The organism is Afipia massiliensis (assembly GCF_014203115.1).
Classification (GTDB): domain Bacteria; phylum Pseudomonadota; class Alphaproteobacteria; order Rhizobiales; family Xanthobacteraceae; genus Afipia; species Afipia massiliensis.
Genome location: NZ_JACHIJ010000006.1, coordinates 265,710 through 278,835, shown reverse-complemented (window position 1 = coordinate 278,835; position 13,126 = coordinate 265,710). Strand labels below are relative to the sequence as shown.

Here is a 13,126-nt window from a genome sequence, read left to right as displayed (position 1 = left end):
GCAACGTTTTCAACGCTTGCCACGCAGACCGAACATGAGATCGCGACATGCGCCGCCTGATCCTGCTCCGCCACGCCAAGACCGAGCGGGACGCCCCTTCCGGCAAGGATCAGGATCGCCGCCTCGACGAGCGCGGCCGCAATGACAGCGTGGAGATCGGCCGCTGGCTCGCGCTTGAAGATTATCGCCCCGACCTTGTGCTGGTCTCGACCGCAACGCGTACCCAGCAAACATGGGACCTGCTTCGCGCCACGATGCCGTCCGTGCGGGTCAAACATTTGCCCGAACTGTACGGGGCCGATCCGTCCGAACTGCTGAGAGCTGTTCACGGAGCGGCGAAGGCCGACCCACAATGCCTGATGATCCTCGCGCACAATCCCGGCCTGCATGAACTGGCGCTTGCGCTGGTCGCCAGCGGGGACGCGGCCGGGAGGCACGCACTGGCTGCCAACCTGCCGACCGCGGGCATCGTCGTGATCGATTTCAAGACCGACGACTGGGGCGATGTCGGTTTCCGCAGCGGGCGGCTCGAACGCTTCGCCAGTCCCAAGCTTTTGAGAGAATGGTCGGACGGGGCATGATCCCGAAAAGTGGGAACCGGTTTTCGGATCAGATCATGCCCAGCTGAAAATCAGCCGGCGTAACTCGGATGCTCTGCCTGCCAACCTTGCATCTTGCCGCCAACGACTTCATCGTAAGCGATCCATCGAGCGGAGAGACCGATGTTCCAGTCCATCCTCGTCCCCATCGACCTTGCCGATACCGATCTTGCGAAGCCGGCCATCGAGACGGCGGCTTCATTATCGAAATCCTCCGGCGGCACCGTGCGGCTGGTCAATGTGATGCCGATGACGCCGGTGATGCTGGCGGAATATGTCCCGCCCGATTTTGACATGCAGCAACGCCAGTCGTCGGAAGAAGCGCTGGGGATCGTCGCACGCGAATCCGGAATTGAAAGCCGGCGCATCTCGGTGGTCGTGCGGCAGGGCGGCATCTATCACGAGGTGCTCGAAGAAGCCGCCGATATCGGCGCCGACCTCATCGTGATGACGTCGCACCGCCCGTCGATGCAGAGTTATTTTCTCGGCTCAAATGCCGGACACGTCGTCCGCTATGCGAAATGTTCGGTGCTCGTGGTGCGGCACTAACGCGCGATTTCGTGACCCGGACTGACTTCTCTCCGACAGCGTCGTCAGCTATGGTCGCGCGCCGCCGGAAGGTGATCCCCATCATCGGGCGGCTGAGGTTTGGCCGGGCCGGCCAACGATGCCCGGCCGAGCTGAACGCATACTCTTACGGCAACACTTCCAGTTACGGCAAAACTTCCTTGGGCAACGCCTCGAACGTGTAGCCGCGCGGCCGATTGCGGCGCATGAAGTTGCCGATCTGCCAGCCGAACAGCGCCGCGAATCCGAGCAGAAACAGTGCGCCCCCGAATTCACCCGTCACCAATGCGCGGATCAGCAATCCCAGCATCGCGACGCCGACAAGCGCCACCACAAACAGTCCCCCCAGGTAGATCGTCGGATTGATGCCGACAATGAGCACCGCGTTGCTTCCAGCCGCCGCAAGCCGGCGGTGCAGTTCGACAATGAACGCGCGGTAGCCGTTGTCCTGCGGCGACATCAGCGCGACGGTGTGCCAAGTTGTCGAATAAATCGTGACGCGCTCGCCGCGCGTGTCCTCGATGTCGGCGCGAAACCGCCGCGACTGCATCGACACCGGACGATACGACAGACGGATGGCCGCGATCTTCTCCAGCGGCCACACGCCCTGCTTTCCCCTCACCTGCCACGACAATCCGTCGTCGGTGAGATCGAACTGCGCCGCTCCGCCCACCAGCGACGGCTTGAAGATGTATTGCGTGCCGTCACTGGCTGTCTCGGGGCCGGCACGCCCGGCGTTGAACATCTGCGAGAGCATGAAAATCCTTCAATGGCGCCGCGGACGACCGCGATCCGGCCCCGCTTGCGCAGCAGCTAGCCGTCATTCTACAAGTCATAGCAGCCCGCCGCGCCCGGACGAAACACCTGATGGCCACCAAGCCCGTCTATTTCTCCCGCCATATCGTTCTCGCCGGATCGGTCCTGTTCGGCGTGCTGCTGGCGCTCGGCATCCACATCATCATCCAGCGCTTCAATCTCAATCTCGGCGATCTGTGGCGGAGCAACGTCCCGGAATTGATCCCTGCGCGGGCGGCGCTCGCATGGTGGCTGATCGGCACGGTGGCGTTTCTCGCGGGCTTCATTTCGGCATCGCTGATGAACAGCGCGGTCTCCGGCCGGATCTCGCTGCGCCTGCGTCAATTCCTGATTGCCGTCGGCGTTATCATGCTGGCGGCCGCCGGTCAGGCGGCGGCTGCACCGAGCCCGATCCCGTCCCTGTCCGGCGCCCTGGCGGGTCTTGCCGCGCTGGGTCTTGGTGCGGTGATGTCGCTTTGCGGCGCGCAGTTCGCTCTACGCCGAAACTGATGCACCGAAACTGATGTCGCTTGTGCAAACGCCGCGCGGTTTGCACCGGCGCGGCGTTTTGCCTCACAATCCTTGACGGACCACGGCAAGCGGGCGCCCTAGCTGGCAGCCTTGAGATTGATGCCGCTTTCGGCCAGTTGCGTCAGCTTCCGGTCGGTCTCCTTTTCCTCGTCGAGAGTCTTCTGCAGCACCGCCGCGCAGTCGTCGCGGCCGAGCCGCTTCGCCCAGGTCACCAGCGTGCCGTAGCGCGTGATCTCGTAGTGTTCGGCGGCCTGCGCCGCGTTGATCAGCGCGGCATCGAGCACTTGCTTGTCCTCGACTTCACCGGCGACCTCGTCGGCCTCTTTGATGATGCCGTCGATCGCCGGACACGTCACAGCCTTCGGTTCGACGCCGTGCATCTGGAACACCTGCTCGAGCCGGGTGACGTGAGTCTTGGTCTGCTCGAGATGACTGAGAAAACCCTGCTTGAGCTGATTGTCATTGGCTTTTTCAGCGAGTTTCGGAATCGCCTTCACCAGTTGCTTCTCGGCGTAATAGACGTCCTGAAGCTGATGCACGAACAGATCGTCCATGGTCTTGATGTCTTTCGTAAACAGTCCCATCGCCGTGTCCTCTGTGAGAATTTCGGGAGCGCGATGACGCCGCCATTCCATCGCGATGGCCCGCCAATGCGCTTGAGCGTGATGGCTGTCTAACGGCGCGCCTTGGCCGATGTTCCTGAAAATCCGATGCGAAGAATCGACAATGGCCGATCGAACGAAACGACCGCCGGCCTTTCAAACACCGTGTTCATTCCCCACATGGGGTTGACCGGATCACCGCAGAGCCGGCCCAATATGAAGCGCAGATGACGGCCATCGGCCCCGATTTCCCAGCGTTAACCGCTATTCGCGCTGCACAACCGCCCTATTTTCCAAGCGCGGGATTTCGCGTATGAGTACCGCCGCAGCCGCTTGCTCACTGTCGCCTCAATCGGCTTCTATAGGTTTCGCGCCCTGCCGGGAGGACGAATGCAACAATTGTTGAGCGCGCTTGGGCGTGTTTTCAGGGAACGAGTTGGCTGGAAACGGCTCGGGATCGTCGCCAGCGTCGCGATTGTTTCCATTGCGATCATGCATCTGTTCCGCACCCTCAAGGGTGTGGACACCGCGATGGTTTTGACGGCGCTCGCCGAAAAGTCGCATGGCCAGATTGCGCTGGCCGCGCTGTGCGTGCTGTGCGCGTTTTTCACCCTGACGTTCTACGATCTGTTCGCACTGCGCACGATCGGCAAGATGCACGTCCCCTATCGCATCGCCGCGCTGTCCAGCTTTACCAGCTACACCATCGGCCACAACATCGGCGCCACGGTCTTCACCGGCGGCGCGATCCGGTTTCGGATCTATTCCGACTGGGGCCTGAGCGCGATCGACGTCGCCAAAATCTGTTTCATCTCCGGCCTGACATTCTGGCTCGGCAACACCTTCGTGCTCGGCATCGGAATGATCTGGCATCCGGCCGCCGCATCGGCGGTCGATCTGCTGCCCGAGAGCGTCAACCAGTTGATCGGCGCCGGGTTGCTCGTCGGCATCGCCGCGTATCTCACATGGATCGCGACCGGGCATGGCCGCCGCAAACTCGGCAAGGACGGCTGGAAGGTCCATCTGCCGTCCGCGCCACTCACCGTGCTGCAGATCCTGATCGGCGTCGTCGATCTCGCCTTCTGCGCGCTGGCGATGTACCTGCTGGCGCCGTCCAGCCCGAATCTCGACTTCGTGACGCTCTCCGTCGTCTTCATTCTCGCCACGCTGCTCGGCTTCGCCAGCCACGCGCCGGGCAGTCTCGGCGTGTTCGACGCGGCGATGCTGATCGGCCTGCCGATGCTCGGCAAGGAGGAACTGCTCGCGGCCCTGCTGGTGTTCCGCATTCTGTACTTCCTGATCCCGTTCGCCACGTCGATCACGATCCTGGGCATCCGGGAGTTGTGGCTGAGCGTCATCCTGCCGTGGCAACAGAGCCGGAAACTGCAGCCGGCGGTCGCCAAGACGCCGCCCTCGCAGCCGGTGAACACCAAGCAGGCCGCGGAATAATTCCGCGCACAAAGATGTGGCTTGTGGGGTTTCGAGGCCTGACCTAAGTTTTGGCGCATGATCCGTCAAAGTGTGTAGCGGCTTGGCGATAAGATCATGCGCCCTTCAAAAGTGAGCGCGCGATCGGACGCAAAACCGGTCTCCACTTTTGCTGATCGCGCTCTGCCCCACATTTTGGCCTCATCCGTCGGCTTCAAACCTGCATGATCAAGTTGCGCGTCACCCGTCCGTCGCCGAGGGCAAGGCCCTTTATCGGGGCGCTTTTCGTCGCCGTGCTCGGGGGCGCAATGGCAAGCCCTGCGATGGCGCAAACGCCTCCCGCCGCTGCCCCATCCGTCGCCCAGCCGCCGCTTGCACAGCCGCCAATCGCACAGCCACCCGCCGTGCAACTCAGCACGACGATGCAGATTTCCTGGGAAGTCCGTAACCGCTTCCGGCTGTTTCGCGAGGAGCGCGACTTTAAGCTTCAGGTCGACTCGCTCAGCGGCCGCAACATCCTTGCCGCCGAACAGGCGCTGGCGACCCAGAGCGACGGCCGGGGCTGGGCGCGCAACACGCTCGGACGGCTGTGCATCGACGCAGCGGGTCGCGTCAGCGAGCCCTGCACCCGCGACGGCGTGAAGGAAAGCTATCTCACGCCGGTCGATCATCCGGTCACCGTGCGCCTCGCCGGCGAGGTGCCGGTGGGTGCGGTCTGCGCATGGACCTTCGAGGATGGCGATCCGCCGCGGCAATCGACGCTCGATTGCGCCGAACCGATCAACCTGCGTGTCCGTTACGGCCGCGCCACCCCCGTCACCGTCGATGTCTCGAGCGGATCGGATGCGCCGCAACGCGTCACGACGCAGATCGCGGTGCGCGATATTTTCATCGCAGGCCTCGGCGACTCCATCGCATCGGGCGAAGGCAATCCCGACCGGCCGGTGACGCTCTCCGATGAAGGATTCTGCTTCCGCTCCTACCTCGGCGGCCCCGCCGGAATGTACTTCCGCCCCGGCCGCGCCGGCTTCAAGGGCGCGCGCGCCTGCGATACGTCCGACGGCATGAGCCTGCAGAACTGGCAGCGCGCCGGCGCGCAGTGGTTCAACCCGGCGTGTCACCGTTCGCTCTACAGCTACCAGACCCGCATGGCGATTGCGCTGGCGGCGCAGAACCCGCAAATCGCGGTGACCTATCTGCCGCTGGCCTGCACCGGCGCCACCATCGACGAAGGCATGTTCGGATCGCAGCGCGCCCGCGAATGCGTGGTCGGCAAGAATGGTCTGACCTGTCAGGGCACGGTGAACGCGCAGATCTCGGAATTGCGCGAGGCGTTGACTGCGGCCACGCGGCGGCAGCCGGACCGTGGGCTCGATCTCATCCTGTTGTCCATCGGCGCCAACGATATCGACTTTTCGGGACTGGTCGCTGACGTCATCGTCGAGCGGCAAACCGAGCGCGCGCTGTCACGGCGCACCGGCGTGCTCAGTTCGGTCGATCAAGCGCGCTCCACCTTGCAACGAGAACTGCCGCAGGACTTCAGCAAGCTGCGTCAGGCGTTGAAGCCACTCGTCGGCGGCGATCTCGCGCGCGTCATCTACACGTCTTACGCAAACCCGTCGCTCGTGAACGGCGCGCCTTGCCCTGGCGGCCGCGCCGGCTTCGACATTCATCCGTCGTTCAATGCCGATCCGCAGCGCCTCGCCGACGTGACGAATTTCGTGCAGAGCGAATTCCTGCCGCAGATCAAGCGGCTCGCTCAGTGCAGCGGCGGCGTGCTGTGCGGCGACCGCACCCGCGACCGCATGACCTTCGTCGATCAGCATCAGGAGGCCTTCGCCAACCATGGCTTCTGTGCGCGCGCGGAAACCGATCCGCCGTTCGACCGGGAATGTTTCTCAGCCAATGGCGAGAGCTTTTCCAATGACATCGTCAACGCCGCGAACAATCCGCTGGTCTGCGGCGCCGCCGCCAGCGACTTCCGCGCCTACGCGCCGCGCGCACGCTGGGTCCGCGACGCCAACGACAGCTACTTCACGGCGATGACCTATCCGCAGGCACAAAAGGCTCCGACCAACCAGCCGGGCGACATTCACGATGCGACGTGGGGTGTGTTGTCCGCGGTGTACGGCGGCGCGATCCATCCGACCGCCGAAGGCCACGCCGCAATGGCGGATGCGGCGCTCCCCGCCGCCATGTCGGTGCTCGGGCTCGGCCTTGCCGAAAATCCGGTGACCAGCGAGCCGATTGCGCCGACCGTACCGCTGCAGCGATAGCATCAGAGCGTCATGGCCAGGCATAGCCGTCTGCAGGACGGCGTCGCTTCGCTCGCCTATGACCCGGCCATCCACGACTTTCTTCTGCAATCGACAAAGCGAAGACGTGGATCACCGGGACAAGCCCGGTGATGACGGCAGTGAGTATTGAAACAACGCAGCTAACGTCGGCCTATCCGCTCAGCTCACCCCGAGCTTCTTCTGCAGGCTCGATGACGACGTGGTGTACTGGAACACGACGCGCTTGTCCGGGAAGACGTAGCGGCTCGCCTTCTGCGCCATCAGCGCGCCTTCATGGAAGCCGGACAGAATGAGCTTGAGCTTGCCGGGATAGGTATTGATGTCGCCGATGGCGAAGATGCCGGGCACGTTGGTCTCGAACGCTTCGGTATCGACCGGCACCAGATTGTTCTCGAGCTTGACGCCCCAGTTCGCCACCGGGCCGAGCTTCATCGTCAGTCCGAAGAACGGCAGAATGGTATCGCACTCGACGTTCGAGATTTCGTTGTCGTTGCCCTTCACCGTCGCACCGGACAACATGCCGTTGGCGCCTTCAAGCGAAGTAACCTGCCCAATTTTCAGATCCATCTTTCCGGACGCAACGAGCTTGCGCATCTGATCGACGCTGTGCGGCGCTGCGCGGAAATCGTCACGGCGATGCAGCAGCGTGACGCGCCGGGCGATCGGCTGAAGGTTGAGCACCCAGTCGAGCGCGCTGTCGCCGCCGCCGACGATCAGCAGATCCTTGCCGCGGAACTGCTCCATCTTGCGCACGGCATAAAACACCGAGGTGCCTTCATAGGCCTCGATGCCCGGCACCGGCGGACGCTTCGGCTGGAACGAGCCGCCGCCTGCCGAGATCACCACGACCTTGGTCTCAAACACCTGCCCGGCGTCGGTCTTCACCCGAAACAGCGGGTCGCCGATCTTCTCGATGGTCTCGACCATTTCGTTGAGATGGAAGGTCGGATTGAATGGCTTGATCTGCTCCATCAGCGCGTCGGTGAGGCCCTGCCCGGTCACCATCGGAATCGCCGGAATGTCGTAGATCGGCTTTTCCGGATAAAGCTCCGCGCACTGACCGCCCAGCTTGTCGAGAATGTCGACCAGATGCACCTTCATGTCGAGCAGGCCCAGTTCGAACACGGCGAACAGTCCGCAGGGGCCTGCGCCGATAATCAGGACATCAGTTTTGATCGTGTCGGTCATGCTCGTTCCGGTCTGGTGACGGAGGGAGATCGGGGTGCGGGAGCGGAAGGTGCCGCTTTTAGGGGCATTGTCTAGCCAAGACAGCCGTTTGGGGGAAGCCATATTCGGGCCTGCCTGCTATCCCGGCACCTTGTGAGGCGGCGACATTTCCCGCTATGCAGGCTTCAAACCGGAGACTGAAGACGTGAACGCACCGATCCGCCCGAAACCGCAATTCAAGCTTGAAAACTATCCCTTCCGTCTGGCTGACAACGTCCGCTACGGCGACCTCGATCCGAACAAGCACGTCAATAACGGGGTGTACGCGACCTATTTCGAGACAGCGCGCGTGACGCTGTTGCGCAGCGGCGACCGCGGCCTGATGCCGAAGGGCCTGAGCTGGATGCTGGTGCATCTGGCGATCGACTTCCGCGCCGAGATGCACTGGCCGGGAAGCTTTGAACTCGGCATCGGCGTCTCGAAGCTCGGCCGCACCTCAACGACATTCCAGCAGGTGGTGTTTGCCGGCGACGTCTGCACGGCCTCCGCCGAAGCCGTTACCGTCCTGGTCGATGCCAAGACCCGCAAGCCGACGCCGCTGACCCCCGACATCATCGAGCGGTTTCAGCCCTGGCTGTTGCTCACCTAGGCCAACCTGCACAGCGATTGATGTTGCCGTGGCAACCGTCTGCCTCTAAAGCTCGGGCCAAGTTCGAGGCTAACGGGGCAAACATCCGTCATGCTCACCTTCTCGACCGACGACCTTCGTCCACATGAGCGGTTCGATTACTGGTGCGAAGTGCGCGCCCGCAACCTGTTTGGCGTGACGATCTCGCTGAAGCAGGAAGAACGCCAGCACTTCCGGGGGCAGTTCTCGGCCAGACCCGCCGGCGGCGCGATCCTGAGCCAGATGCAGGCGTCGCCCTACAAGGTGTCGCGCACCGCCAGCGATATTTCCCGCGCCTCGAGCGACAGTCTTTGCATTTATCAGCAGACCGGCGGCTCAAGCTGGTTCAACAGCCACGCCGGCGGCGAGTTCGTGGTGCGGGCCGGCGAGTTCGCCATCAGTCATTCGGATCTGCCTTACCTGACCCGGCCGATCACGGCCCATGGCTTCGATCTGCGCATTCTGAAAATCCCGCTGGCCGGGCGCGCGGCGCCTGCATTCCCGTCGCTCAATCTGGCGCCCGCGCTCCTGCGTGACGACCCGCGCCTGACATTGCTGATCTCGGCGTCGTTCGCGGCGCTGGTGGCGGACAGCACTCAAAATCCCGAAGCCGATTGCAATCTTGCCGTCGGTCATCTCGCGCAACTGGCGCTGCTGGCGCGCGGCTCCGTCCTGGCGGGATCGCCGGACAGCCGCGCCGCGCTGCGGTTCGGATTTCTGCAGGCGGCCCGCAACATCCTCGCGCGCGACAAGCACCACCCGAAGCTGTCACCGGACTACGTGGCCGGCACGCTCGGGATTTCGGTGCGGCAATTGCACATCCTGTTCGAGCCGACGGGCACCAGCTTCTCGCGCACCTTGATGGCGATGCGGCTCGCGGAGGCCTGCCGGCTGCTGCGATCGGCGCCGGCGCTTGCAGTAACAGACGTCGCTCTTGCCTGCGGCTTCGACAGCCTGTCGACCTTCTACCGCGTATTCCGGGCGGCCTATGGCATAACGCCCCGCGACATCAAGGCCGCCACGGATCGCCAATAGCCTGTCGCACCGCCCGGCCGCCGTTGTCATTGGACAATTCCTTGCCGTCTTGCCATTCTGAACCGGTTCCAGCCTCCCACGCACGGCACGCATGATCAGCTTCTCCACCGACGACCTGCGTCCGCAGGACCGCTTCGACCATTGGTGCGAGGTGCGCGGCAAAAGCCTGTTCGGGGTCACCATCGAACTGGAGCGTGAGCGCCGCGCCAATTTCCACGGCCGCTTTTCCGCCGTCACGATCGGCAATGCCGTTGTCGCCGAGATGACCGCATCGTCCTACCGCGTCGGCCGCACACCCGCCGACATCGCACGCGTGGCAAGCAACAGCCTGAGCATCGGATATCAGATCCGCGGGCCGGGCTATGTGGATATCGGGCGCGGCCAGGTTCATCGCATTCGCGAAGGCGACTTCACCGTCAGCCACTCCGAGCAGCCGTTCATGGGGACACCGGAACGTTCCGACGGCTTTCACTTCCGCACGCTGAAGATTCCGCTGAGCAGCGATATCCTGCTGGGCGCACGCGCGCACGATCTCGCTCCCGGCACACTCGATGGCAATACGAAATTCACGCGCCTGATCGCGGCGATGTTCGCCGCGCTGTCAGACCCGCATGAACCCGCCGCCTCTCCTGAAGACGACGTTCAGCACATCGCGCGGCTGGCCCTGCTGGCGCGCGGACGCCTTGCGACAGGATTGCCGGAAAGCCGCGCGGCGCTGCGCGCGGGATATCTCCACGCGGCGCGCGCAATCATGAAGCGCAATCTCCATCGCCCGGATTTGTCGCCAGCAACGGTCGCGGCAGAGATCGCTATTTCACTTCGGCAGGTCCATGTGCTGTTCGAGCCCACCGGCCTGTCGTTCGCACGCACGCTGACGGCGATGCGTCTGGAGGAAGCGCGACGGCAGCTTCAAACCATGCCGGCGCGTTCGGTCGCCGAGATCGCCTATGCCTGCGGCTTCGACAGCATCGCGACATTCTACCGCGTTTTCCGCAGCGCCTACGGCATGACGCCAGGCGATGTCCGGATGAATTCTCTCAACGCGTGAATCCTAGCGGCCCCCGCGACACAACCCTGAAAAGACTCTACTTTTCAGCATCCGGACAGCGCGTTTGCGCGCAATGAGAAGACGGCTTTCTCCCGATTTGGTAGGGCCATTACCGGGTTGGGGAGCCGTCAATGGCCGGGGCTGGACTTTTAACACGCACACGATGGCGCGCCGCTTTGTTTGCGAGCGCGGCGATGGCCGCGCTCGCCCTCCCGTCCGTCGCATCGGCGCGAGACGGGATCGAGGTCCTCACTGGCACCGGGCTTGGCAGCTTTTTCGAGCTCTGGGGTATGAGCCGTAACGGGCGCTTCCTTTTTGGCGTTACCGATGGCGGTGCCGGGAATTATCGCAGTTGGATTTACAGCAACGGCACCTACAGCCTGGTGCCAGCGTTCGCCGACCCGACTCTCCAGACCAGCATCTCGGCCATCAACGACACCGGAACGGTCTGGGTCGGTTATGGGCAATTTCAGGGGCCGAACAATGTCACCGGCCACGCGATCCGTTATGCAGACGGCGTTTTTACCGATCTTCATACCGGCACCGCGTTCGGACCCGGCGGCTCGCTTCAGAACTATAACGAAAGCTTCGCCACCGCCATGAGCGCCGACACGAATGTCGTCGCGGGATTTGCGGTGAGTGACCTCGGAATTCGACAGGCCTTTCGCTGGACGCAGGTCACGGGCACGACGGGCCTCGGTTTCCTGTCGGGTTATAGATCGAGCAATGCAAGTGCCATCTCCGCGGATGGGACCACAATCGTCGGCTACGTGGGTGATCCCCCCTCGGGTGGCTTTTCATACCAGGCGATGTACTGGACCGCGGCGACCGGCATGGTTGGCCTCGGTTCTCTGCCAACGGCGCCCGGACAAAACAGTTTTGCCAACGCCGCCAGCGCCAATGGCTCTGTGATCGTCGGAAATGCCGTCGCGGATAGCGCAGGCAATTATCACGCCTTTCGCTGGACACAGGCCACCGGCATGCAGGATCTCGGCACTTTGCCCGGTGGCGTTTGGTCCTCTGCCTCGGCTGTCAGTGCCGACGGCGCCATTGTCGCAGGCATCAGTAACGACGCCCCCCTTAATACTGGTCCTATGTTTGCATTTCGCTGGACGCAGGCCACTGGCATGCAAAAGCTGTCCGATCTGCTGGCCGCGAGGGGCATAAGTCCGGGCCCCGGCATGGTTCTCGGTGCAGCGAAAGCCATGTCTGCCGATGGCAAGATCACCATCGGCGATCTCACCGATCAAAACAGGGTCTTGCAGGGTTACTACATCGCGCGCTGCCAGTCCGTGATCTGTCAGGGTCTGACGACCTACGACCAGATGGCCAGTTCTTATGCAGGCCAGTCCGCCGTCGGACAGACCGCCAATGCCGCGATCGGTGGCACGCTCGGCACGATGCAGGAATACGCCACACAGGCGTATCAGACTCAGGGCAGCCGCAGCACGCCCTACTCCGTGTTCGGCTATGGCGCTTACGACAGCGACCCGATTGCATCGGGCACGCTCGGCCTCACCGCCGATCTGCCGTTCGGTCTTGTCGCCGGCTTCTCGGCATCGGCGAACTATGTGAAGACCGACATGGTCAATAACGGCAACGCGAAGATGTTCGGCGGCGCGGTGGGCGCATTCATCGCACGCACACCGAACACGGGCCTGCAATGGCTGCTCGGCGGCAGCCTGATCGCACTGACGGGTGACATCACACGCGGTTATCTCAACGGCGTCACACCGACATCGTCGACCGGATCGGCGTCGGGCAACGGCTATGGCGCTACCGCGCGCATCGGCTGGGGCTTCGCGGTTCTGCCGCAGGTCACGGTGACGCCGTTCGCCTCCTACACATTCGCAGAAACGCGCTTCGGAGGTTACGGCGAAACCAATGGCGTGTTCGCCTCGAATTTCGATGATTTCATTTCGACCTCGCAGGTCTCGCGCGTCGGCGGTGACGTGCGCTACACCTTCGCACCGAATAGCTGGGTGTGGGGCACAGCGGCCTGGGGCCACCGCCTCGACAGCGGCAAGGGCGCGAACATCACCGGCACGCTGGTCGATGCGCAGTTCGCCTTCACCTCGCCCGGTCTGTCGTCGGCAAGGGACTGGGCTGAGGTCGGCGGCGGCGTGCGCCTGCCCGCATGGACGAACGGCGCGGTCACGGCGTCAGTCACCGCGTCGCTCACGCCCGGTCAGGTGGTCACTTACGTCTCGCGCCTCGGCATCAGCCAGACGTTCTGAGCGCATCGGCGGCGCGAAGTGCCGCGTTTACCTTCCCGCATCTGAGTTGTGCGTCTGCGCGCAATGAGAAGACGGGCGCGCGCCGATCTGCCACATGGAGCCTACAAAGCCCCGCACACAGGCGGGGCTTCGCGTCGATTTTCATGACGTAAG

Annotated in this window: 12 protein-coding genes; 9 read left to right on the top strand and 3 right to left on the bottom strand. The window is 63.3% G+C overall.

Going from position 1 to position 13,126, the window contains the following annotated elements:
• Positions 1–47 precede the first annotated feature (47 nt).
• Together HNQ36_RS20875 and HNQ36_RS20870 are read left to right on the top strand one after the other, a co-directional pair.
• Positions 48–581: a SixA phosphatase family protein gene (locus HNQ36_RS20875; protein ID WP_184088304.1), complete on the top strand. Its 534-nt coding sequence runs from the start codon at positions 48–50 to the stop codon at positions 579–581.
• A 141-nt stretch (positions 582–722) separates the two neighbouring features.
• The gene (locus tag HNQ36_RS20870; protein ID WP_046827074.1) at positions 723–1,148 is read left to right on the top strand and encodes a universal stress protein; all 426 of its coding nucleotides are present in this window, start codon (positions 723–725) and stop codon (positions 1,146–1,148) included.
• A gap of 163 nt (positions 1,149–1,311) precedes the next feature.
• Here HNQ36_RS20870 and HNQ36_RS20865 read toward each other — a convergent pair whose 3' ends face one another.
• On the bottom strand, positions 1,312–1,923 hold the full coding sequence (locus tag HNQ36_RS20865) for a hypothetical protein (protein ID WP_184088302.1): 612 nt from the start codon (positions 1,921–1,923) through the stop codon (positions 1,312–1,314).
• 110 nt (positions 1,924–2,033) lie between these two features.
• On the opposite strand from HNQ36_RS20865, the gene HNQ36_RS20860 reads away from it, so the two are divergent.
• Entirely contained in the window at positions 2,034–2,471 is a 438-nt protein-coding gene (locus tag HNQ36_RS20860) for a hypothetical protein (protein ID WP_184088300.1), read from the top strand.
• A gap of 98 nt (positions 2,472–2,569) precedes the next feature.
• Here the strand turns inward: HNQ36_RS20860 and HNQ36_RS20855 are convergent, their stop codons facing one another.
• A complete protein-coding gene (locus tag HNQ36_RS20855) occupies positions 2,570–3,076 on the bottom strand; it encodes a YciE/YciF ferroxidase family protein (protein WP_184088298.1) in 507 nt (168 codons plus the stop codon).
• Between the two features lie 408 nt (positions 3,077–3,484).
• On the opposite strand from HNQ36_RS20855, the gene HNQ36_RS20850 reads away from it, so the two are divergent.
• Together HNQ36_RS20850 and HNQ36_RS20845 are read left to right on the top strand one after the other, a co-directional pair.
• Positions 3,485–4,543, top strand: coding sequence for a lysylphosphatidylglycerol synthase transmembrane domain-containing protein (locus HNQ36_RS20850; RefSeq protein ID WP_184088296.1), 1,059 nt, complete (start codon positions 3,485–3,487; stop codon positions 4,541–4,543).
• Positions 4,544–4,746: 203 nt separating this feature from the next.
• Positions 4,747–6,798 carry an SGNH/GDSL hydrolase family protein gene (locus HNQ36_RS20845; RefSeq protein ID WP_184088294.1) on the top strand — a complete coding sequence of 684 codons (2,052 nt, stop codon included), beginning with the start codon at positions 4,747–4,749 and terminating at the stop codon, positions 6,796–6,798.
• 180 nt (positions 6,799–6,978) lie between these two features.
• Here the strand turns inward: HNQ36_RS20845 and HNQ36_RS20840 are convergent, their stop codons facing one another.
• Positions 6,979–8,007, bottom strand: coding sequence for an NAD(P)/FAD-dependent oxidoreductase (locus HNQ36_RS20840; protein WP_184088292.1), 1,029 nt, complete (start codon positions 8,005–8,007; stop codon positions 6,979–6,981).
• 184 nt (positions 8,008–8,191) lie between these two features.
• Here HNQ36_RS20840 and HNQ36_RS20835 point away from each other — a divergent pair, with 184 nt between their 5' ends.
• The 4 genes from HNQ36_RS20835 to HNQ36_RS20820 all read left to right on the top strand — a co-directional run bounded on the left by HNQ36_RS20835 (position 8,192) and on the right by HNQ36_RS20820 (position 12,973).
• Positions 8,192–8,635 (top strand): thioesterase family protein, encoded by a 444-nt coding sequence (locus HNQ36_RS20835; RefSeq protein ID WP_184088290.1) that lies wholly within the window; start codon positions 8,192–8,194, stop codon positions 8,633–8,635.
• Between the two features lie 90 nt (positions 8,636–8,725).
• Positions 8,726–9,688 (top strand): helix-turn-helix transcriptional regulator, encoded by a 963-nt coding sequence (locus HNQ36_RS20830; protein WP_184088288.1) that lies wholly within the window; start codon positions 8,726–8,728, stop codon positions 9,686–9,688.
• A 91-nt stretch (positions 9,689–9,779) separates the two neighbouring features.
• A complete protein-coding gene (locus HNQ36_RS20825) occupies positions 9,780–10,736 on the top strand; it encodes a helix-turn-helix transcriptional regulator (RefSeq protein ID WP_184088286.1) in 957 nt (318 codons plus the stop codon).
• A gap of 194 nt (positions 10,737–10,930) precedes the next feature.
• A complete protein-coding gene (locus HNQ36_RS20820; protein ID WP_184088284.1) occupies positions 10,931–12,973 on the top strand; it encodes an autotransporter domain-containing protein in 2,043 nt (680 codons plus the stop codon).
• Positions 12,974–13,126: the final 153 nt, after the last annotated feature.

Bases quoted from the DNA above. Each gene is read 5' to 3' on its own strand.
- HNQ36_RS20875 (WP_184088304.1), top strand. From the start codon at position 48: ATGCGCCGCCTGATCCTGCTCCGCCACGCCAAGACCGAGCGGGACGCC.
- HNQ36_RS20870 (WP_046827074.1), top strand. From the start codon at position 723: ATGTTCCAGTCCATCCTCGTCCCCATCGACCTTGCCGATACCGATCTT.
- HNQ36_RS20865 (WP_184088302.1), bottom strand. From the start codon at position 1,923: ATGCTCTCGCAGATGTTCAACGCCGGGCGTGCCGGCCCCGAGACAGCC.
- HNQ36_RS20860 (WP_184088300.1), top strand. From the start codon at position 2,034: ATGGCCACCAAGCCCGTCTATTTCTCCCGCCATATCGTTCTCGCCGGA.
- HNQ36_RS20855 (WP_184088298.1), bottom strand. From the start codon at position 3,076: ATGGGACTGTTTACGAAAGACATCAAGACCATGGACGATCTGTTCGTG.
- HNQ36_RS20850 (WP_184088296.1), top strand. From the start codon at position 3,485: ATGCAACAATTGTTGAGCGCGCTTGGGCGTGTTTTCAGGGAACGAGTT.
- HNQ36_RS20845 (WP_184088294.1), top strand. From the start codon at position 4,747: ATGATCAAGTTGCGCGTCACCCGTCCGTCGCCGAGGGCAAGGCCCTTT.
- HNQ36_RS20840 (WP_184088292.1), bottom strand. From the start codon at position 8,007: ATGACCGACACGATCAAAACTGATGTCCTGATTATCGGCGCAGGCCCC.
- HNQ36_RS20830 (WP_184088288.1), top strand. From the start codon at position 8,726: ATGCTCACCTTCTCGACCGACGACCTTCGTCCACATGAGCGGTTCGAT.
- HNQ36_RS20825 (WP_184088286.1), top strand. From the start codon at position 9,780: ATGATCAGCTTCTCCACCGACGACCTGCGTCCGCAGGACCGCTTCGAC.
- HNQ36_RS20820 (WP_184088284.1), top strand. From the start codon at position 10,931: ATGGCCGCGCTCGCCCTCCCGTCCGTCGCATCGGCGCGAGACGGGATC.